Consider the following 22380-nt stretch of genomic DNA (forward strand, 5'->3'; position numbering starts at 1 on the left):
AAAAGAAATTCGACCGCTTGTTTAGCTTAACGCTACACCGCTTAATTAAATAAAGAAGCCAGTGATGGTTGCGCTCATTAAGTTTGCTAATGTACCGGCAATCACTGATTTTAAGCCAAGGCGAGCGATGTCTGAGCGGCGGTTTGGCGCCATACTACCGATACCACCGATAAGAATGGCGATTGCACTGAAGTTTGAGAAACCACATAAGGCAAAGGTAATAATCGCTTTGGTTTTGTCAGTTAACACCACCGCCGCATCCGGTTGTAGGTATTTGGCAAATTCTAAATAGCCGACAAATTCGTTCACTGCTAATTTCATACCGATCATTTGACCTGCAATACCTGCTTCTTCCCATGGTACACCGATTAAGTAAGCAACCGGTTTAAATAAGTAACCAAGTAAGACTTGTAAGGTTAAACATTCAATACCGAATGTATTACCTAAACCGCCAATTAAGCCGTTTAACAATGCAATCACCGCAATAAAGGCAATTAACATTGCACCAACGTTAAGTGCTAACATCATACCTGAACTTGCACCGTTTGCGAGTGCTTCCACCACATTGTGCGGTTGTTCAAGGTCAACACCTTCATCAATCGTATCTTTAAATTGCTCGGTTTGCGGATACATTAATTTCGCAAATAATAAACCTGCTGGAGCCGCCATAAATGACGCAGCGATGAGGTAAGTAAGTGGCACGCCCATACCTGCATAACCCGCCATTACAGAACCTGCGATTGACGCTGTACCACCACATATAATCGCGAATAATTCCGAATCGGTCATTTTGTTGATAAACGGTTTAACCACTAACGGTGCTTCTGTTTGACCAACAAAGATATTTGCCGCTGTAGACATGGATTCCGCTTTAGATGTGCCAAGCGCTTTTTGTAAGCCTCCACCTAAAATTTTGATCACCCATTGCATTACACCGATGTAATACAACACAGAAATTAATGCAGAGAAGGAAATGATTACCGGTAATACTTTTACTGCAAAAATAAAGCCTAAATTACTCGGATCGGCTAAGTTACCAAAAACGAAAGCAATACCGTCATTACCGTAATTGATAACGTTACTGATACAGTTTACCGCAGCTAATAATGCATTGCGACCTGCTGGCACGTATAGAATAAGCGCAGCAAAACAGATTTGAATAGCTAACGCCTCAAATACGGTACGGAAGTTGATGGCTCGCCGGTTATTGGAAAAGAGTAAGCCTATTGCCAGTAACACGAAGATACCGATAACACTCATTAATGTACTCATACTAAGCACCTCATAAAAAAATAAAAAGTTAAATTAATAAATCGTGACAATTTTTGTAATGCCGCATGATTTAGCAAATGCAGCTAATTCATCTGTTTGTTCAATTGTAGGAACAAACGGTTTAAGCCCTTCTTCATCCCGTACGCCTTTGGTATGTACTCGAATAATTTTTAGCAGCACATCAGGATAATCAGCGAGCAGTACAGCAACTTTTTTAATTAATGCTTTAGCATCAAAAAAGTCATTTACATAAACCAATCTGATTTCTTCCACTTTACCAAGCGGTAATAATTTGGCTAAATTTTGCAAATTACGTTGTAGGTTTTCCGGTTTGATATGATTAATCGTTGGAATGATTTGTTCCAGCACTTTTCCTTGCTGATTTTTGCGATCAAAGCTGAGTGTCTGTAAGCCTTCGCCATCACCTTTTAGATCAAATAAAAATTTATCGGTAACCTGAATTAACGGCTCAATTGTTTCATAATCAAAAAAGCCGCTACTATCTAAATAACAAGTCAGCCCTTGCTGTTTAAGCGTTTCGAATAACAGTACTAACTTTTTGTGATGGATGGTTGGCTCGCCGCCGGAAACCGTTACGCCTCAAATAAACAGCACAGCATCCATCACTTGCTCGTACAAGTATTGCAAACTGACTTGTTTTGCTTCCGGCGTATGACGGGGAATAGTTTCCGGATTATGGCAATACAGGCAATTTAGTTTGCAACCTTGTAGGAAAATACTGGTGCGATTACCCTGCCCTTCTACATTCGAGAACGGAATAATGCGGTGTAACGGCACCAGAATATCGGATAACGCCGGCATCTTATTCATTTGCGCTAACGTTTTCTTTATCTCGTAATTGGCGGTCAAAGACTTTGGCACAATCATCCGTGCCTACGCCGTACCAAGTGGTATCACGTAGAACCGTTTCACCTTTGCGATAACGTTCTACTTCACTTTTCTTAACTAAGTAACCGGTAACACGAATTAAATCAGTATTTTTGAGATAAGTCGTGATATAGTGATAACCGTTGGCAAACGAACCGTCAATAATATCGACTACCGCATCCAAATGGTCGGTATAAGTCTAGTCGAACGCAAATAAGTCACCTGTTCCGGACGGGAAATATTTGTGGAATGGCGCCGATTGTTTTAAATGCGCCAATAAGGTTGGCTCTTCACCGACACGAATACGGTGTGCCGGTGTATTCATTTTATCTTCGGCGTGATTACTTGCCCCAACTTGTGCGTGTAATAAGTATTGGTTATTGGTGCGTTCTACATATAAGCCTTGATGTGCATCGTTGATTTCTTTCAACTTATCCATAATTAAGGTCGCAATTTCATCGCCTCGTTTACTTTGGCCGAAGGTTTCGTTTAAGCCTTCTTTTTGTAAGAGGTGATTTGTCGCATCGGCTAAGCCGACAATCGCAATCATACTGGTGAAATTCGTGCGTTTAATAAAGCCTTCTTTCACAAGGAAATCAGTTTCAAAGAAATTACTTTCTTCTACAAGGAACTTATGACGTTTATCCATCGTTGAAAGAGCGAGTTTGGCTACTTTCGGTAATAACTCATTAACCATTTCATCTACACTGTTACAGGCACGGCCGATAGTCCCTAAACGTAAGCGGGTTAGGGGATAAGCACCGCCGCACTCTGGTAAGGCGTTGTAACAGCTTGCGATACCGTAATCCTCGCCTAAGTCGGAAATATAATAAGCATCGTTAGCGAAAGACGGTTTAGAAACCAGTAAGCAAGCTTTTGCCGCAAGCTCGGTAAATTCACGAAAGGTTTTGGTTTTGTCGTAACGAATACTCATATTTGGGGTCGGATTCTCCAGCTCAATCACCGCTTTAAGGATCAAACGACCGGCTTTGGTGTCATAAGGACCAACATTCGCATGACAGAAAGAATCAGGTACGGTTTTATCAATATGATTTAAGAAACGTTTGATTTTGATATAGTCTTGTTCTTCATCGGTAATGAACGGATCGAGTAATACGTCTAAGCGACCGATATAAACCGGGTAGGTGGTAATAGACGGCACGTGAGAATAGATAATGAGTAAACCGTCTAATGCTTCATCAAGGGTGGCTGGCGGCGGTAAATCTAAAAATTTACAGCCTTTTTGGATATAAACATTATAATCCAGCAAAATGTAACGAGGACGATAAATGGCATAGCCTTCATTAAGATCGCAGATCATTTGGTTTTCGATATATTGCCATTCTTCTTCGGTGTGACCCAATAATTCGGTAGGATTAAATAGGCGCTCGGCAATGTTTCCGAAGATCATTAATTTTTGATGATAGGTGAGCGAATTTGATTTAACCGTATCTAAAATATCTTATAATGAAGATTGCATATTATAGTCTCAAGTGAATCAGGAGATTTAGGCTATATTGTACGGATTTGCTCAAAAAAATACTGTGAAATAGATCTCAATTTTCGATTTCGAAAAAAACAAAAGCACCAAAAATGACTGGTTTTTGGTGCTTTCTTCAACAAACAAGCGGTCTATTTCTTTCTAAATTTTGCAAAAGACAAGATCAGACAAAATAAGCTTAGTGCATAAATCAGCCAGCTACCTGTTTTAGTGAATAGGGTTTCGCCTTTGGTCGGCTGAATTTGTGCGGTTAGTACATTCGCTTCAAATTGTGGAATTTGTTCGATAATCTCGCCTTTAGCGCCGATAACCGCTGTAATCCCAGTGTTTGCCGCACGGAGTAACGGCTTGCCTAACTCGAGCGCGCGCATTCTTGCCATTTGGAAATGCTGCCAAGGGCCGATAGAGGCACCAAACCAGGCATCATTGGTAATGGTTAATAAATAATCCGATTGCTGTGCTTGTTGGTTTTGCTGCATTTGGTGACCGAAAATTACCTCATAGCAAATCGCCATATTAAATTTACGCTTTTTAGAGAAAAGCGGCTGTTGCACAAATTCGCCTTGCGATAAATTAATCGGCAGAATAAACACATCACGCATCCAATCCAATACCGATCCGAAAGGTACATATTCGCCAAACGGCACTAAATGGTGTTTGTTATAACGCATGGTATTGTGCAAGTTATAGGGTTGCGATGGCTTACCTAACACCACCGCGCTATTAAATAATTGCTCGCTTTCGTCTTGGTAGAGTGTACCAATAATTACTTCACTGCCTTTTTCTGCAGCAACTTGTTGAAGTTGACTAAGTAACGGATAAATTTGCGTTTCTAACGCCGGAATGGCTGATTCGGGTAATACAATTACATCACTCTTACCTAATAACGGACTAATTAAACGCTGATAGGTTTGTAACGTATAATCGAAATGTGCCGGATCCCATTTCATCTTTTGCTCAATATTACCTTGTACAAGACTTACGTTAAGTGGTTGTTTTTGCTTATCAATTTGCACAAACGGAATAAATTTAGTTGCAAATGCTAATCCGCATAGTACTGCTAAGGTGGCAAGAGAAGCGGTCGTTTTTGCAGATTTTTTTACTAATAACACAAGGCAACCGCTTACAACCATCACAAAGAAAGTGAGTCCTTCAACACCTAACAGCGGTGCAATGCCGGCAAACGGGCTGTCAATTTGCGTATAACCGAACTGTAGCCAAGGAAAGCCGGTAAAGACTACGCCACGCAGATATTCGGTAAAGGTAAAAATGGCCGCAAGTGCAAAAGGGGTGCGGATTTGGAATTGTTGGGCAATGTAGCTGAACAGCAAATTATAAATGGCAAGATAGCAAGCCAATAAAAACACTGCGATATAGCTCACCACAAGCGGTACGCCACCAAATTGAGTCATACTGACGTGTACCCAATTTACCCCGACACAAAAACAGCCGAGTGACCAAGCAAAAGTTGCCCAAAGTGCGGTTTTTCGCTGCGGAAGTGTTGCCGCCCAAATTAAGCCGGCAGCGGAAAGGTAGATGAGTCCCCAAAGATCAAAAGGGGAATAGGCGAGTGTGCCTATGCCGCCGAGGACAGCAGTAAGCAAACAAGCGGTTAAAATTGATGGATTTTTTACAAATTTCATTTGAGGTAGTTAGTTAAGTAATTAAGAAATATGCTTAAGAGAAACAATACAAACAAAAGGTGAGGATAAAACCTCACCTATATATTATGCTTTGTTTATTATTCTTCGTTGGTGACCAGCTGTTCCATTTTTTCCAGCTGTTCATCCGGTACGGTAACACGTAATTGAATCAGACGACGGCTATCGGCAGAAGTGACTTTAAAATCAATACCTTCTAATTGAATTTGTTCGCCTCGCTGTGAGAGATGTCCAAATGCCTGCATCACTAAACCGCCCACCGTATCCACTTCTTCATCGGTAAATTCAGTCGCAAAGGTTTCGTTGAATTTTTCAATATCAGTCAGTGCTGATACTGCATAAGTATGGCGAGAAAGCTGACGAATCGGCTCGATTTCCTCTTCATCAAATTCGTCTTCAATATCGCCGACAATTTGTTCGAGAATATCTTCAATCGTAACTAATCCGGATACCGCACCAAACTCGTCCACCACAATTGCCATATGGAAGCGTTCCGAACGGAATTCTTTTAACATTCGGTCAACGCGCTTACTTTCCGGCACAATAACCGCTGGGCGCAAGATAGCTTGCATATTAAACGGTTCGGAATCAGACCGTAGGTATTTCAGCAAATCTTTTGCCAATAAAATACCTTGTACAGTATCTTTTCCATCATCTAGTATTACGGGAAAACGTGAGTGAGCCGATTCAATAATCAAATCCACGCAGGCTTCGAGCGGTAAACTGGCATTAATATAAACAATTTGTGGGCGAGGAATCATAATATCACGTACACGAAGTTCGGAGATTTCCATTACCCCTTCAATCATTTCTTTGGTATCGCTATCAATCAATTCATTTTCAACCGAATCGCGAATAACTTCGACTAAATCTTCACGATTTTTAGGCTCGGATTGAAATAAACCACTAAAAATAGAATGTAAAAACGATTTCTTATCTTGCGAATTCACGCTTTTCTGTTCATCACTCATTGTATATTCTCTTGAAAAACGAAAGTTCTCTACCTTTGATTAAAGGTGAGAGCAAGGCTAAAAATTATCATAAATTGAGGTGTTTGATAATAAAATTATTTCTATTTTACTTAAATTAGCATAGCATAAGACGAGAAATTCTCATATTGATTCAATTTTAAGGAGCTTCTTAATGAAATTAGCGAAGATTGCAGTTGCGGTTGCAACACTGGCGGTCAGTTCATTTTCTGTTGCCGGTACTTTAACTACATCGGATAGCGTAGAGTTATTAGCGTTTGATGGTCAGAAAGTAGCGAAAGGCACGGCAGGATTATCAATTGATAGTAAGGTACATCAGGTGGTTGTGAGTGTAGCTGATATTGTTGACGGCAGTTATTTCTCAATTGATCCGGTGATTCTAACATTCAACGGTACAGATGAAGATGCAAAAATTGTTACACCAAAATTCACCTCACATTTTGCCGTAGATAAGTTTAGAAAAGAGCTAAATTTCAAAATAGAAACTGCATCAGGTAAAGAAATTGCTTACAAACGTGATTTATTGAAAGGTGAAGGCTTTGCACCAAACTCTCGAGTTGAAGATAATCTTGCGAAATACAACGCAAGTAAAGCGGTTGCTTCAGTATCGAGTTTTGCTAATGCTGCTTTAGAATCAAAAGGTCAAATGGTGATTGAAACCGCCAACGTGAAAGAAGAACAACTACAAATTTTATTCAAAAAAGCGGATAAAGAAACACAAAAACGTTTCTTGGAATGGGCTAAAAAACAACAATAGTTTTTATGAACAAAGCTCAAGCCTCAGCAGAAATACTGAGGCTTTCTTTTTGGGTAAAAATTTGAAGTGCATCACATTCTTATAACAAAAATGTGCTTAATATCACAAATTTACACTTTCCCATTTGCGAAAAAGTTCGTTTTTATATAGTGCGCTACGAAAACGTTTGCGTTTTTAAATATTTTATATGCTTATCTCGTTATTCCGTTTAATGTGTACATAAGGGGGACGATATGGAAAGATCGTTAAAAGGCACCTGTATTGCTGAATTTATTGGAACGGGGCTGATTATCTTTTTCGGTGTGGGGTGTGTTGCTGCAGCGCAATTAGCCGGTGCAACATTTGGTTTATGGGAAATTGCGATTATGTGGGGTGTTGGGGTGGCACTTGCCGTTTATACGACAGCCGGTGTGTCCGGAGCTCATCTTAATCCGGCAGTAACTGTTGCACTTTGGAAGTTTGCGTGTTTTGACGGTAAAAAGTGCTTCCTTATATCGTTTCTCAATTTTTAGGCGCATTTACAGCGGCTGCATTAGTCTATTTCTTATATAAAGATCTCTTTTCTGCTGCAGAAGCCGCAAAGAATATCGTGCGCGGTGAAAGCGTAGGTTTTGCCGGTGTTTTTTCTACTTATCCTCATGAACATATCAGTGTGGTGCAAGCATTTTGTGTGGAAGCTGTAATTACTATGGCATTGGTTGCGTTAATTTTAGCTTTAACTGATGATGGCAACGGTGTACCAAAAGGTCCTATGGCGCCATTATTAATCGGTTTATTAATTGCCGCAATTGGTGGTGCGTTTGGTCCGCTTACCGGTTTTGCGATGAATCCGGCTCGTGATTTCGGCCCGAAAGTGTTTGCATTCTTGGCGGGGTGGGGTGACGTAGCATTTACCGGTGCTCGTGATATTCCTTATTTCCTTGTTCCTCTGATTGCACCATTTGTCGGTGGGTTGATTGGTGCGTGGGGTTATCGCCGCTTTATTGGTAAGAACTTACCGTGTAACTGCGAAAAATAAATTCACATCTTTATTAAAAAGCTATTAAGGTGATTACTATGACTAAAGAATACATTATTGCATTGGACCAAGGTACTACAAGTTCTCGTGCCGTGTTATTAGATAAAAATGCGAACATTGTTGAAGTGGCACAACGTGAATTTACTCAGACTTATTCTCAGCCGGGTTGGGTAGAGCATAATCCTATGGAAATTTGGGCAACGCAAAGTTCTACGTTAAATGAAGTGGTAGCAAAAGCAGGGATTACGTCTGATAAAATTGCAGCAATCGATATCACAAACCAACGTGAAACCACAATTGAATGGGAAAAAGAAACCGGTAAACCGGTCTATAATGCGATTGTGTGGCAATGTCGTCGTACAGCGGATACTTGCGCGAAATTAAAAGCGGACGGGCATGAGGCTTATATTCGTAAAACAACAGGTTTAGCGATTGACCCATATTTTTCAGGGACTAAAGTAAAATGGATTTTAGATAATGTTGAAGGTGCGAGAGAGAAAGCCGAACGAGGCGAATTGTTATTCGGTACAGTGGACACTTGGTTAGTTTGGAAATTAACCCAAGGTCGTACGCATGTTACCGATTATACCAATGCTTCTCGTACCATGTTATTTAATATCCACACTAAGCAATGGGACGATAAGATGTTGGAATTACTTGATATTCCTCATTCTATGTTACCTGAAGTGAAAAATTCATCAGAAATTTACGGTGAAACCAATATCGGTGGTAAAGGTGGTGTGCGTATTCCGGTAGCCGGTATGGCGGGTGACCAACAGGCGGCGCTTTATGGTCATTTATGTGTGGAAGCAGAACAAGCGAAAAACACTTATGGTACCGGCTGTTTTATGTTGATGAATACTGGAGATGAAGCAGTTGAGTCTAAAAACGGTTTAGTCACTACCATTGCGTGTAATGCAAAAGGTGAACCATGCTATGCGCTGGAAGGTTCTATTTTTATGGGTGGTGCATCAATTCAATAGTTACGTGATGAGTGAAAAATTATTCATGACAGTAAAGACTCGGAATATTTCGCAACTAAAGTGGAAAGTACGAATGGGGTTTATGTCGTACCGGCATTTACCGGATTAGGTGCGCCATATTGGGACCCGTATGCTCGAGGTGCGATATTAGGGCTTTCTCGTGGTGCGAATCGTAACCATATCGTGCGTGCTACATTAGAATCGATTGCATATCAAACTTGAGACGTACTCGATGCGATGCAGTCCGATAGTGGTAAACATTTGGCGACATTAAGAGTAGATGGTGGCGCAGTTGCCAATAATTTCTTAATGCAATTCCAAGCAGATATTCTGAATGCGAATGTTGAACGTCCGGTTGTGCGTGAGGTGACTGCACTTGGTGCGGCATATCTAGCAGGGCTTGTGGTAGGCTTTTGGAAAGATTTACAGGAATTACGAGGTAAAGCTTCAATTGAACGTACTTTTATTCCTGATTCCGATGAAGCTAAATGTACTCGACGTTATGCAGGATGGAAAAAAGCTGTGAAGCGTGCGCTTGAATGGGAAGAAGAAGTGTAAAAGAGTATGAGTTAAGCGGTCTGATTTGCAAAAAATTTTGTAAATTGGACCGCTTGTTTATTTATAGGTATATCATCTAGGCACATAAAAAAACTAGCTTGATCAAGATCGTTTTTTGTTATCACATTATCATTTGATCGCTTAGCGAATAATGCCTCGCGTAGAGCGTTTGAAGAATTCAAGGAATAATTTTACTGAAGGTTCATTTTCGGCAAATTGTTCGATTTCTGGAATGGCTTCTTCAATCGTTTTACCGCTACGGTAAATTAATTTATAAACGTTACGGATTGCGTGCATTGCAGGTTTATCAAAGCCACGGCGTTTTAAACCTTCTAAGTTAACACCAAACGGTTGTGCGTGGTTACCTTGCGCCATCACATATGGTGGAACATCTTGACTTACCATTGAACCGCCACCTAGCATAACGTGTGAACCGACAACAACAAATTGGTGAATAGCAGACATACCACCAACAATAACAAAATGATCTAATGTTACATGACCGGCAAGCGTACCATTATTTGCGATAATACAACGATTACCAATTGTACAGTCATGAGCAATATGAGTATTGATCATAAATAAGTTTTCATCACCGATTCGAGTGATTCCTCCACCTTGCACTGTGCCTCGATGAATTGTTACGCTTTCGCGAATACGGTTGCGGTCCCCGATAATTACTTTAGTTGGTTCACCTTGATATTTTAAATCTTGGTTACTCTCACCGATACTTGCAAATTGGAAAATTTGGTTTTGTTCGCCAATTTCAGTGTGTCCATTAATCACAACATGTGAATGAATAATGGTTTTGGCACCGATTTTTACATTTTTACCGATAACACAAAATGGGCCAATTTCAACGTGAGCACCAATTTGAGCACCTTCTTCAATAACTGCTAATGGGCTGATTTTTGCAGTAGAATCGATTAATCGCATAGCGTCTCCTTTGCTACTGGGAGGAAATTATTTACGAGCACACATTAAATCAGCTTCACAAGCAAGCTTGCCATCAACGTAAGCTTTGCCGGTGAATTTGGTAATACCGCGCATTTCTTTTAAAAATTCAACTTCAAGTACAAGTTGGTCACCTGGCACGACCGGACGTTTAAAACGTGCATTATCGATCGCCGCAAAGTAATAAAGTTCATCCGGATTCATCTTGCCATGTGTCGTAACCGCTAATACGCCGGTTGCTTGTGCCATTGCTTCAAGAATAAGTACGCCTGGAAAAATAGGGTTAGCAGGGAAGTGACCGGTAAAGCAAGGTTCATTTACCGTAACATTTTTAACTGCTTTTAACCATTTACCTTCTTCATAATCTGTTACACGATCAACTAATAGGAATGGGTAACGGTGTGGTAACATATTCATGATCTCGGTAACTTCAATTACTTTAGGTTCTCTATTTTCTTGTACTTCAATTGTCATTTACTTGACCTCATAATAAGGAAATTAAAAATTTAACTAAGACTTCAAAAGAGTGATGGACGCTAAAAAACGCCCACAACTCTTGAAAGTCAATTATTCACTATTGTGCGAAATGCTTTTCAAGCGTTTTCAAACGTTTATTGATTTCATCAATGTTCATTGTCAGAGCGGCAGTTTTACGCCATTCTTTATTGGTTTGTGCTGGTATACCTGATGAGTAAATACCTTTTTCGGTAATTGGTTTCATCACCATACTCATACCGGTAATAATCGCACCGTCACAGATTTCCATATGGCCGTTAATTACGCTTGCCCCACCAATTTGACAGAAGCGACCAACTTTTAAACTGCCCGCCATAATTACGCCACCAGCTACAGCTGTACCAAAACCAATATGTACATTATGCGCAATTTGGCATAAGTTGTCGATAATCACGTTATCTTCAATAACGGTAGGATCTAATGCGCCTCGGTCAATACAGGTACATGCACCGATGTCAACATGGTTACCGATAATCACACCACCGGTTTGTGGAATTTTAATCCATTGACCTTTATCGTTTGCATAACCGAAGCCGTCGGAACCGATAACTGCAGAAGACTGGATTAAACAGTCTGTACCAATTTGAACATTATGGTACACCGATACGTTTGCCCATAATTGAGTACGTGCACCGATTTTAGTGTTTTTACCGACAAAACAACCTACACCGATAATCACATCGTTGCCTAATTCTACACCACTTTCGATAACCGCATTTGCACCAATCGAAACATTATTACCTAATTTTGCATCCGGTGAAATAACTGCATGGGATGATATTTGACTTGCGGCTTTCGGCGTTGAATCCATATATTGTGCAAGTAATGCATAAGCAAGGTAAGGATTCTTAACAATAATTAAATTTTGAGATTCAGCACAAAATTCAACATCTGCTTCGCTGACAATAATCGCACCCGCTTGAGATTGTGCTAATTGAGGACGATATTTTGCATTTGAAATAAATGTAATTTGTGATGAATTCGCTTTATCTAATGCGGAGATGCTAGAAATAGCCAAATCGGCGTTACCCTTTAGAGTACCGCCGATTTGTTCCGCCAATTCAATTAAACGGAAATTAGCCATTATTTTTTCGCTTCTTCTGGTTTAGCTTCGGTAGCAGGTTTAGCTTCGTTTGCTTTTGCTGCCGGTTGTTCGATTTTGATTTCTGGATGTTTTGCTTTTAATGCGTCCAATACTTTTTCAGTAATATCTTTGCTTTCGTCTTCAGCATACAGTGCAACTGAAGGTGGGAAAACTAAAGTATAACCTTTAGATTTTGCAACTTCTTTAATCGTTGCATTAATTTCTTCCACTACTTGTTTCTGCACGGTTTGAGGATCCATACCACCTGCTTCTTGCTGGGCTTTATTTAATTTTTCTTGGAAAGCATCTGCTTTTTTCTGGAATGCTTCCGCTTTTTTACCGAATTCTGCTTCACGTTTTTGGATTGCAGCAACTTTATTTTGGAATTTTTTGTATTCTGCCTCGATTGCATTTTGACGTGCTTGAATCTCTCTTGAACGTAAACGCGGTGCATCTTTTTCTAATGCGGCAGATTTTTTCTTAAGAGATGCTTCTACTTTAGCTTGCTCTGCTTGTAATTTTTTAGCATCGCTTTCTAATTTATCTCTTTCAGCTGTTAATGCTTTGTTTTCTTCAGCTAATTTTTTATCTTCATCAGCAAATTTGTCTCTGCCTTCTTTCATGAATTTGTCGAATTTTTGTGCTGCATCAATAGCGACCGGGTGATTTTGTAATAAGTAGCTTGGGTCAACAAAACCGATAGTATCGCTTGCTTGAGCAATACCTGCTGTTGTTAATGCTGCAGTAATTGCTGCGATTTTGAATAATTTCTTCATTTAAATATCCTTTATGTTTTAATTAATCATGACTGTTTAAATAGTGTAAGCGGTAGGATTTGTCGCAAAATTTGCAAAAAAGTTACAAAATCCGACCGTTTATTTTATATATTAAAACGAGCTACCAATGCTAAATTGGAATTGCTCGATTTCATCACCTGAATATTTCTTGATTGGTTTAGCATAAGAGAATGATAAAGGACCAATCGGTGACTGCCATTGGAACGCAATACCAGCTGAAGCACGTACACGTTTATAATCTTTATAATCAGGCAACGTAGGGTATGCTGATTTCTTCCATTTCGTATTCCATACACTTGCCGCATCTACGAATAATGAAGTGCGTACATTGTGTTGGTATTTTTCGCTGACAAATGGAGTTGGAGTGATTAACTCTAAACTTGCCGTAGCCATTGCATTACCGCCAACTACGTCGTCACTTTCAGGTGTAGGTGTAAACGCATTGTTTTGTGCAGAGTAGTAAATCGCTTTAGGGCCAACCGCACCGTATGCAAAGCCACGTAACGAACCGATACCACCGGCAGAGTATAATTGGTAGAACGGTACTTTCTTGCCGCCAAAACCATTCGTGAATGCAGCGCCTACTTTAGTTGAAATTACCCATTTATGTTCACGGTTAAGCGGATAGTAATTTCTAAAGTCTGCATTTAAACGATAGTATTTATTATCCGAACCTGGAATAGTTACTTTACCGCCTAAATTTGCAACTGTACCTTGTGTTGGGAAATAACCGCGGTTAAGGCTGTTATAGTTCCAACCGAATGAGAAATCGAAGTCATCCGCTTTAATACGTGGATATAAATTATTTCCTTGCACAATTGGGAAGTTCATTGACTTCACGTATTTTTCACGGGTAAATTCACGTTCAACGTTACTTAATTTATCGTGTGTATAACCTAGACCTAAGTAGTATGAATTGTTTTCATCTACAGGGAAACCTAATGTACCGTTAATACCGTAAGTTTTACGTTTATATGATGCAGAAGTATCATTATCTGAGTTATCGTAATCTTCATAGAAGATATTACCGCCTAAACTTACACCGTCTTTTGTAAAGTATGGTTCTGTATAGCCTAAGTTCACGCTAGTGCCGTAGTCGTTACGTGTACCGCTTAAACTTACGGTTGAACCCATACCTAAGAAGTTATCTTGTTTGATACCTGCTTGGTAGCTAATACCACTTTCCGTACCATAACCGATACCGAAGTTAATCGAACCTGTGTTACGTTCTTTAATTTTATAAACAACATCCACTTGGTCATCGGTATTTTGAACGTTTGGCATCGTCATATCGACCGTTTCATAGAAACCGGTACGCTCTAAACGAGATTTACCCAATGCCACCGCACTGGTTGATAACCAAGCACCTTCTTGCTGACGCATTTCACGACGTAAAGTTGAGTCTGCCGTTACGTCATTGCCCTCGAAACGGATTTTACGCACATAAATACGGCGACCTGCATCAACGACAAAGTTAATTTGTACAGTGTGATCTTGTTCGTGGAATTTAGGATATAAATCTACTTTAGCCGAACCGTAACCGTGATCGCCTAAAACTTGTTTAATACCTTCTTCAATAGTCGCTAATTCGCTCTTACGGAATAATTGACCTGGTGTAAAATCTTTTAATAATGCGTTAAGTTCATTATCTAATTTAGCTGTGTCACCGATGATGCGAATTTCGCTGATATTGTATTGAGCACCTTCACGAAGTGTATAAACTAAATCAACTTCCGTTTTTTTATCGTTGAAGTTTACCGCTGTATCTTGTAGTGCGAATTGCGCATAACCGCGATCCATATAGAAATCACGTAGCATTTCTAAATCTTTATTGTACGCTTGTTGCTCGAATTTACTGCTCTCAAAAATATTCCACCATGAAACATCAGGTTGAATATCTAAGCGTTTTGTTAACTCTTTTGAGCTAAATGCTTGGTTGCCTTCAAATTTGATATTTTTTACGTAAGCAACATCACCTTCAGTGATGTTTAATTTTACATTTACACCACCGTTTTCGGCACGAGTCGTCGTTGTGTCGATTTTCGCTTCATAACGGCCGATAGAATGATAATGTTCTAATAAACTTTGTTTGAAACCTTCTAATTTCGCCGCATCAAAAACTTCACCTTTACTGATAAGGTTAGCTTTTAGATTGTCTTGTAGCGGATCTTTAGGAATTGCACTATTACCTTCAATATCTACACTGTTAATTAAAGGACGTTCCGCAACTTTAATCACTAAGGTATTACCTTCGCGAGTTGCACGCACGTCTTCGAAGCGGTTTTGTACGAAAAGCTGTCTTACCACATTTGCTACATCGTTATCGGTTGCGGTTTGGCCTACTTTAACGGGAAGACTAAAAATAATAGCTTGTCCAGTTTCAGGCTGAACGCCATCTACACGAATATCTTTTACAACGAAGGGTGCCGCTACAACACCGTTCGCAAGTAAAAGCGAAGAAAGTAATAATTTTTTCATTGAAATTATCCTATAAATGTTTGCAAAATTATGAGCGGAAACGACCGCTTATAACCTATGAATTAAAAATGAATGAGATCATTTATAAAGGCAAAAGCCATTAACCCGAGAACAAATACGACGCCTAATTGTTGGAATAGCATTTGAATCACTGATGGCATCGGCTTGCCTCTTACCGCTTCACCCGCAAGTAAAATGAGTTGTCCACCATCAAGCGGCAGAATTGGGAAAAGATTCATTACGCCCAAATTGACACTAATCAATGCCATAAAACTTACATAATAGATCCAACCAATTTCAGCAGTGGCCCCAGCACCTTTTGCTATAGAAATAGGACCACCCATATTTTTTAAAGAAAGCTCGCCGGTGAGTAAATTACCGATAAATTGCAAGATAGTTTTCACTAAACCCGCGACTTTCTCCAAACTTTTCCAGAAAGCACTAAGAATATCATACTTTAATTCTGTTCGATACTTATCCGCAAGTGGCTCGTAGCTTGGTACGATACCGATTAAATAGCGCTCGTCTTTCTTCTCAGGTTGTAACACCAGTTGCTTGACATTACCATTTTGTTCAACGGTTAACACAAGCGTATTTCCGGTTTGAACTTGTTTTACTAAATCCAACCAATCAAAAGGTTGTTGGTTAACCTGTAAGATTTTATCTCTGGCACTTAATCCAGCTTTTTGTGCAGGAGAGTTTTCCGCCACTTGTTTAATTTCCGGTTTTACGATACTACTTTTGGTACGAACGCCTAGAGTAGTTAACGGATTCTCTTTCGTACCATCGACATCCCAGTTTGAAAGGTCTAATTGGAAGCGTTGCAATCTATCTTCATCAATTAGCGAACCTTCAATTTCAACCGATTCTTTACCAACTGAACCAATGAGCGCCAGTGTTGCCTCTTCCCAATCTTGGACATTTTGTCCGGCAACTCGTTTTAATTCAAATTCTGTTGGCAGTTTAGCTTGAGCGGCAATCGTGTCCGGCAAAACTTGCCCGATAACCGGTTTTAGTGTCGGCATACCGTAGCTAAACACTAACCAGTAAGCCATGATCGCAAAGACAAAATTCGCCATAGGTCCGGCAACGATAATAAACGCACGTTGTAAAACAGATTTATTCTCTAACATCTGTTCTTTAGGCGCTTGGTATTCGCTTTCACCGTTATACATTTGCACATAGCCACCGAGTGGAATCAGTGAAAAGACGAATTCCGTTCCTTGTTTATCGGTTTTTTTAAATAATACTTTGCCAAAGCCGATAGAAAAACGGATCACTTTTACGCCACATTTACGTGCCGCCCAAAAGTGACCGTATTCATGTACAAAAACCAGTACGCAAATTAAGAGAAAAAATGCAATAACAGAGGTCATAACATCCTATAGTACAAAGAAAAAGAAAGTAGCAAAGAACGGAATTGCAGCAGTTAAGCTATCAATACGATCTAAAATACCACCGTGCCCCGGAATCAAATTACTGCTGTCTTTAATATTCGCTTGGCGTTTAAACATACTTTCAGCGAGATCTCCTAATACGGAAATAGCAACGGTAGCCACAGAAACTAAAATAAACGGTAGTGTTGCTAATTCACGACCAAATACGTTATGCGGTGCAAGTTCTAAGAATAGGAAAGCAATGACACATGAGGTAATTAAACCGCCGATTGCACCTTCCCAAGATTTCCCCGGTGAAACTTTAGGTGCCAATTTACGTTTTCCAAATGCACGACCAAAGAAGTAAGCCCCCGAGTCCGCACCCCAAACTAATAAGCAAACATAAAGTAATAAGTACGTTCCTTGGAACTCATTTACCGCATAGTTATTAAAACGTAGCGCAAGAGCGGCAATAAAGAACGGAACTAAAGTGCAAAAGCCAAAGCTAAATTTTGCAATAACCGATTTCGCCCATAAGTTTGCCGATTTAGGATAGCTCACAACTAAAAGGAAAGCGATAAACCACCAGATGCAAGAAATAAAAAGTAGAGGTGTGGTTTCATCCGTTAAGATACGAGCGGCTCGGATATAATCGGTATTTGCAAAAATTAATAGAATAAACAAACAAACGGTTACAAAAGCAACGACCGCACGCGGTAATGAACGTTTTAAACCGGCAAATTGAGCCCATTCCCACATTGCTGCAGCAATTACGGCTGCAAGCACAAGTGTTAGCGGAAGTGGTGAAAGAAGAAAAATAGCTGCTAATGCCGCAATGATCATAACGATAGCAGAAAGTACACGTTCCTTAAGCATTTATAAAATCCCTATAATTATTAGCAACCGCCGAAACGACGATCACGTTGTTGATAAGCGATAATGGCTTCACTGAAAGATTCATCATTAAAATCAGGCCATAAAACAGGGCTGAAGAAAAGTTCGGCATAGGCAATTTGCCATAACAAGAAGTTACTAATGCGCTGTTCCCCACTGGTTCGGATCAATAGATCAACTTGAGGCTGTTCTCCGGTTACTAACGCATTCTGAAAACGTTCAGCCGTAATATCGGAAATACTGATTTCACCTAATTTGACTTTTACAGCAAGTTGCTGAGCTGCTTGGGTTATATCCCAATATCCACCGTAATTTGCCGCAATATTTAAGATTAAACCGGTATTCTCTGCAGTTAATGCTTCAGATTCCGCAATTCGTTTTTGTAAACTTTCACTAAAACCTTTTTTATCACCAATAATTTTTAAACGAATATTATTTTTATGTAGTTTTTTAACTTCGGAATCCAATGCTCGCATAAAGAGCGACATTAACGCTGAAACTTCTGCTTCAGGTCTGCTCCAGTTCTCGCTACTGAAGGCATAAAGTGTTAGGACTTTAATCCCGTGTTTGGCTGCAAAACTTACCGCAGAACGTACCGTTTTTACACCATTTTGATGACCAAAAACGCGTAATTTTCCTTGTTGCTTTGCCCAACGCCCGTTGCCGTCCATAATAATTGCAACGTGCTGAGGCATTTTTTGAGGATCAAAATTCACAGAAGTTCTCGCTTTTAGAAAGTTAATTGATAGGTTACATAAATGAAGATAACTATATCATAGGATAGGGTTCTAAGATAGACGCCAGAGGAATTGACAGTATAAAAATTAAAAAGTTTGCAGGATAAATAAAATAGATAGACAGGAAGTAAGTACTTCCTGCATAAAATAGGTTAGAAGTTATCTTTTTTCTGACGTAATGCAATAAATTGATCTAAATCGACCGCTTGTAAGAAAGGATTGATTAGTAATTCTGTTTCTAAAGTAGTCGGTAAAGTTGGTTGGTTGCGAGAACGGAGAATTTCTGCTCGTTCTTGAATCTCAAACAGTCCGCAACTTGGCGGCAAGACCGCTTCCGCAAATTTTAGATTGCTTAACGTGTATTCATGTGCAGGGAATATTTCAATAAATTCAGGCAATGCTTTAAAGCGTTGTAGCGCGTCAAATTGCGCTTGATAATTACCGGTAAAGACTCGTCCGCAACCGGCGGAGAATAACGCATCACCACAGAACAAATATTTATTCCCGAATAAATAGCTGACGTGCTGAGCGGTATGACCGGCACTTTCAATCACTCGGACATCATAATCAAATAAAGTAAGGTGATCCTCTGGTCGAACAATTTGATTAGCGAACTGAGCAACTTCTTGTGGACCATAAACTGGTATTTGAGGGTAATGAATGAGCAAATCCGGCATACCATTAGTATGATCGTGATGATTGTGCGTTAATAAAATAGCGGTCAAATTTAGTTGATTTTTTGCAAGAAATGCTAATACAGGAGTGGCATCTGACGGATCGACAATAATCACGTCATTATCTTTTTGAATTGCCCAAATATAGTTATCGGAGAGTGCTGGAATGGGAGTAATGTTTAACATAATACTTTCCTATAAAACATAAAAAAAGAATACATGGGAAGCCCATGTATTCATCAAAAACGAATTATTTTAAGAAGAGTGCCGCTGCACCACGTGTACCGCCTGAGTCACCGTGAATCGCTTTTTTGAAGACCGGTACTTTCGCACTACGCATTAAATGAGGCGGAAGCGCTTTTGGTAAAGCGTCATAAATATGATCAAAATTAGATAAACCGCCACCGAATACGATCATATCCGGATCAAGAATCGTAATGAGATTACTGATACTGATTGCCATTAATTCGATGTATTTATCCACAAATTCGACAATTTTCGACTCTTTTTGATAGAAACGTTCGATAATTTCTTTTGCCGATACATTTTCGCCAACCAGATCTCTAAATAGCATCTCAAAGCCACGGCCAGAAATATAAGTATCTAAGCAAGCGCGGTTACCACAGCCGCACTCATAAATCGGTGCATTATCCCAACCTAATAGTTTTAAAGCGTGATAATTCAGTTGCATATGGCCGACTTCACCCGCCATACCGATTCTGCCGGAATGAATTTTACCGTCAAACACAAAACCGCCGCCAAAACCGGTACCAATAATTAAACCGAGTACGGTTGAGAATTGTTGGTTATTTGGATCCCAAGCTTCCGAAAGGGCGAAGCAGTTAGCATCATTTTCTGCTCGTACTTCACGGCCTAAACGTTCGCTTAAATCTTTTAAAATCGCTTTGCCATCAGCCACTCGAATATTGGTAATTTCCGCAATACTGGTTTCACGATTTACAAAGCCGGGTAAGCCTAAACCGACAGAACCTTTTTCGCCGAATTTGTGATCGGCGTTACGCACTAAGGTTTCAACCGTATTTAACCAATCTTCATAATTAGTTTGCGGTGTCGGCACTCGTTCGCTATACAACTTTTCAAGCTGTTCATTAAATGCCGCCAACTCAATTTTTGTCCCACCGATATCTAAACCGTAATAAATAGCCATAATTAGCCTCGCTTTTGAAAGATTTTGAAAGTTTCTAAGAAAGGAATCACCCAAACAAACACGATAATGTAGAATACCCAAGAAATTAACGTGCTAACAAATAAATCGATAGGGTAGTGCATACCTAAACGTAAACGGCTGATGAGCATTAGACCTGCCCATAAAATTGCAAAAATTTGGGCAAAAATGACCGTTTTTCCGCTTAAACCGAATAGCAACCCGCCGAATACCAATAACCAAGAAACGGCAAAAATGGTATGACCTGAAGGGAATGAATAACCTAATTCACCCGCTTGATGCTCCGCTACGAAATCAGCATCAGCCGGATGCGTTTTTTCTGCAAGTGTTAACACTGCTTGGGCCTGTTCTTCTTCCGGTAGCGCATAAAATTGTTCTGTTTGTGCTTGGAACATTTCCGTCACAAATGGACGAGGCTCTTTGAACACTGCTTTTGCACCTTCTTTGATGATTTGCGTGCCTACGACGGAGCTTGTGCAAATAAAACCGACTAAAAACCACGCATGACGTTTGCGAGTGAGCCACATTAACCAAAGCATAAAGAGCACACAGGTAATTAATGCGTAAGGAGTTGAACCCGTTTCGGTTAAGAAAAATAACCAGAAATCAAGATCGTAAAGACGGTAATCCATTCCTCTAAATGTCCATTTCCAACCTGTTGCCCAAGTGAATAACGGCACAAGTAACATCAAAAAAGTGAAAATCGAGAGTTTTTTAATCACGGAAAGTTCCTTATAAAAAAGACCGCTTGCAAGCGGTCAGATTTGGCTAATAAATTACGAAATTGCTTTCGTTGCTTTTGGTAAGCTGATTTTCTTCTCTTCGCTTTGGCGATAAAGAACAAGAACGTGGCCGATAGTTTGCACGTTAGTTGCTTTTGTTTCACGCACGATCGCATCAATGATTAATTGTTTGGTTTCACGTTCCGCACCTGAAATTTTTACTTTGATTAATTCGTGGTGATCTAATGCGTTTTCGATTTCAGCTAACACGCCTTCCGTTAAGCCGTTACCGCCAAGCATGACAACCGGACTTAAGTGGTGTGCTAAACCTTTTAAAAATTGTTTTTGTTTCGTTGTTAATGTAATAGACATTGTTTTTTAAACCTGTGGTTTGTTGAGAATAAAATTTGGCGTAGAAAATAGCACAAAAGGGGCGAATTTTAAAGTAAAATACAGAGAACAACAAACAAAATAAACTAGAAAAGGACTGATTATGCCAACGTTAAGTGTTGCGATGATTGTAAAAAACGAGGCTCAGGATTTAGCGAAATGCCTTGAAACCGTACAAGGTTGGGTGAATGAAATTATTGTGCTGGATAGCGGTAGTAGCGATGAAACGGTACAAATCGCCGAAAGTTTCGGTGCGAAAGTGTATGTGAATTCCGACTGGCAAGGCTTTGGCAAACAGCGCCAGTTAGCCCAGCAATATATCACAAGCGATTATATTTTATGGCTGGATGCGGATGAGCGTGTAACGCCTGAGTTAAAACAGAGCATTTTACAAGCGGTCGAAAAAGATGAAAAAAATACCGTCTATCAAGTAAGCCGTTTAAGCAAAGTATTCGGCAAACAAATTCGCCATTCGGGGTGGTATCCTGATTATGTGGTGCGTTTGTATCGTACTGATTTTGCTCAATACGGTGAAGAATTGGTACATGAAAAAGTACATTATCCAAAACATGCAACGGTGAAAAAATTAACCGGTGATTTACTGCATTTTACTTATAAAGATATTCATCACTATTTAGTGAAATCGGCAAGTTATGCCAAAGCATGGGCAATTCAACGTGCGAATGTGGGCAAAAAGGCGAGTTTATTAGACGGCGTAACACACGCTTTAGGTTGCTTTGTGAAAATGTATTTGTTAAAAGCGGGCTTTTTAGACGGCAAACAAGGTTTTCTGTTAGCGGTGCTTTCAGCGCATTCAACCTTTGTGAAATATGCGGATCTTTGGAACAGAACACGTAACTAATTGCAAAAAATTGTGAAAAAAAGACCGCTTGTTGAGTGTAGCAACAATGATCTGCCCCCCAAAAGTTGGACTAACCTCTAATG

General features: G+C 39.8%; 17 protein-coding genes and 4 pseudogenes. 4 read left to right on the plus strand and 17 right to left on the minus strand.

Annotated elements, in window-relative coordinates:
• Positions 1–45: 45 nt before the first annotated feature.
• From HMPREF0027_RS04775 to corC, 5 genes and pseudogenes are all read right to left on the minus strand, one after another.
• Positions 46–1272, minus strand: coding sequence for a NupC/NupG family nucleoside CNT transporter (locus HMPREF0027_RS04775; protein ID WP_005622670.1), 1227 nt, complete (start codon positions 1270–1272; stop codon positions 46–48).
• Between the two features lie 33 nt (positions 1273–1305).
• Positions 1306–2094, minus strand: a pseudogene (locus tag HMPREF0027_RS04780) (radical SAM protein).
• 1 nt (position 2095) lies between these two features.
• Positions 2096–3619: pseudogene (locus tag HMPREF0027_RS04785) on the minus strand (YjjI family glycine radical enzyme).
• Between the two features lie 173 nt (positions 3620–3792).
• A complete protein-coding gene (gene lnt / locus HMPREF0027_RS04790; RefSeq protein WP_005622675.1) occupies positions 3793–5304 on the minus strand; it encodes an apolipoprotein N-acyltransferase in 1512 nt (503 codons plus the stop codon).
• 98 nt (positions 5305–5402) lie between these two features.
• Positions 5403–6293 (minus strand): CNNM family magnesium/cobalt transport protein CorC, encoded by an 891-nt coding sequence (corC, locus tag HMPREF0027_RS04795; protein WP_005622676.1) that lies wholly within the window; start codon positions 6291–6293, stop codon positions 5403–5405.
• Positions 6294–6465: 172 nt separating this feature from the next.
• Between corC and HMPREF0027_RS04800 the strand changes: the two genes are divergently transcribed.
• The 3 genes and pseudogenes from HMPREF0027_RS04800 to glpK all read left to right on the plus strand — a co-directional run bounded on the left by HMPREF0027_RS04800 (position 6466) and on the right by glpK (position 9627).
• On the plus strand, positions 6466–7068 hold the full coding sequence (locus tag HMPREF0027_RS04800; protein WP_005622677.1) for a curli polymerization inhibitor CsgI-related protein: 603 nt from the start codon (positions 6466–6468) through the stop codon (positions 7066–7068).
• Between the two features lie 233 nt (positions 7069–7301).
• A pseudogene (locus tag HMPREF0027_RS04805) lies at positions 7302–8086 on the plus strand (MIP/aquaporin family protein).
• Positions 8087–8124: 38 nt separating this feature from the next.
• Positions 8125–9627 (plus strand): annotated as a pseudogene (glpK, locus tag HMPREF0027_RS04810) (glycerol kinase GlpK).
• A 141-nt stretch (positions 9628–9768) separates the two neighbouring features.
• Here glpK and lpxA read toward each other — a convergent pair.
• The 12 genes from lpxA to yhbY all read right to left on the minus strand — a co-directional run bounded on the left by lpxA (position 9769) and on the right by yhbY (position 21417).
• A complete protein-coding gene (lpxA, locus tag HMPREF0027_RS04815) occupies positions 9769–10563 on the minus strand; it encodes an acyl-ACP--UDP-N-acetylglucosamine O-acyltransferase (protein ID WP_005622683.1) in 795 nt (264 codons plus the stop codon).
• 27 nt (positions 10564–10590) lie between these two features.
• Positions 10591–11055 carry a 3-hydroxyacyl-ACP dehydratase FabZ gene (fabZ, locus tag HMPREF0027_RS04820; protein WP_005622684.1) on the minus strand — a complete coding sequence of 155 codons (465 nt, stop codon included), beginning with the start codon at positions 11053–11055 and terminating at the stop codon, positions 10591–10593.
• 100 nt (positions 11056–11155) lie between these two features.
• Positions 11156–12181, minus strand: coding sequence for a UDP-3-O-(3-hydroxymyristoyl)glucosamine N-acyltransferase (gene lpxD, locus HMPREF0027_RS04825; RefSeq protein ID WP_005622685.1), 1026 nt, complete (start codon positions 12179–12181; stop codon positions 11156–11158).
• Entirely contained in the window at positions 12181–12957 is a 777-nt protein-coding gene (locus HMPREF0027_RS04830; protein WP_005622686.1) for an OmpH/Skp family outer membrane protein, read from the minus strand. Before HMPREF0027_RS04830 ends, lpxD begins: the two co-directional genes overlap by 1 nt.
• Positions 12958–13068: 111 nt before the next feature.
• Positions 13069–15456 (minus strand): outer membrane protein assembly factor BamA, encoded by a 2388-nt coding sequence (gene bamA / locus HMPREF0027_RS04835; protein ID WP_005622687.1) that lies wholly within the window; start codon positions 15454–15456, stop codon positions 13069–13071.
• Between the two features lie 62 nt (positions 15457–15518).
• Entirely contained in the window at positions 15519–16832 is a 1314-nt protein-coding gene (gene rseP, locus HMPREF0027_RS04840) for an RIP metalloprotease RseP (RefSeq protein ID WP_005622688.1), read from the minus strand.
• Positions 16833–16838: 6 nt separating this feature from the next.
• Entirely contained in the window at positions 16839–17708 is an 870-nt protein-coding gene (locus HMPREF0027_RS04845) for a phosphatidate cytidylyltransferase (protein ID WP_005622689.1), read from the minus strand.
• A gap of 20 nt (positions 17709–17728) precedes the next feature.
• Positions 17729–18442 carry a polyprenyl diphosphate synthase gene (uppS, locus tag HMPREF0027_RS04850; protein ID WP_005622690.1) on the minus strand — a complete coding sequence of 238 codons (714 nt, stop codon included), beginning with the start codon at positions 18440–18442 and terminating at the stop codon, positions 17729–17731.
• 173 nt (positions 18443–18615) lie between these two features.
• Positions 18616–19323, minus strand: coding sequence for a hydroxyacylglutathione hydrolase (gene gloB, locus HMPREF0027_RS04855; protein WP_005622691.1), 708 nt, complete (start codon positions 19321–19323; stop codon positions 18616–18618).
• Between the two features lie 64 nt (positions 19324–19387).
• The gene (gene nagK / locus HMPREF0027_RS04860) at positions 19388–20305 is read right to left on the minus strand and encodes an N-acetylglucosamine kinase (RefSeq protein ID WP_005622692.1); all 918 of its coding nucleotides are present in this window, start codon (positions 20303–20305) and stop codon (positions 19388–19390) included.
• 2 nt (positions 20306–20307) lie between these two features.
• Complete coding sequence (locus HMPREF0027_RS04865) at positions 20308–21012, minus strand: phosphatase PAP2 family protein (protein WP_181893795.1); 705 nt, start codon at positions 21010–21012, stop codon at positions 20308–20310.
• Between the two features lie 87 nt (positions 21013–21099).
• On the minus strand, positions 21100–21417 hold the full coding sequence (gene yhbY, locus HMPREF0027_RS04870) for a ribosome assembly RNA-binding protein YhbY (protein ID WP_005622694.1): 318 nt from the start codon (positions 21415–21417) through the stop codon (positions 21100–21102).
• A 121-nt stretch (positions 21418–21538) separates the two neighbouring features.
• On the opposite strand from yhbY, the gene HMPREF0027_RS04875 reads away from it, so the two are divergent.
• Entirely contained in the window at positions 21539–22297 is a 759-nt protein-coding gene (locus HMPREF0027_RS04875; RefSeq protein ID WP_005622695.1) for a glycosyltransferase family 2 protein, read from the plus strand.
• Positions 22298–22380: the final 83 nt, after the last annotated feature.

Source organism: Actinobacillus ureae ATCC 25976, assembly GCF_000188255.1.
Classification (GTDB): Bacteria; Pseudomonadota; Gammaproteobacteria; order Enterobacterales; family Pasteurellaceae; genus Actinobacillus; species Actinobacillus ureae.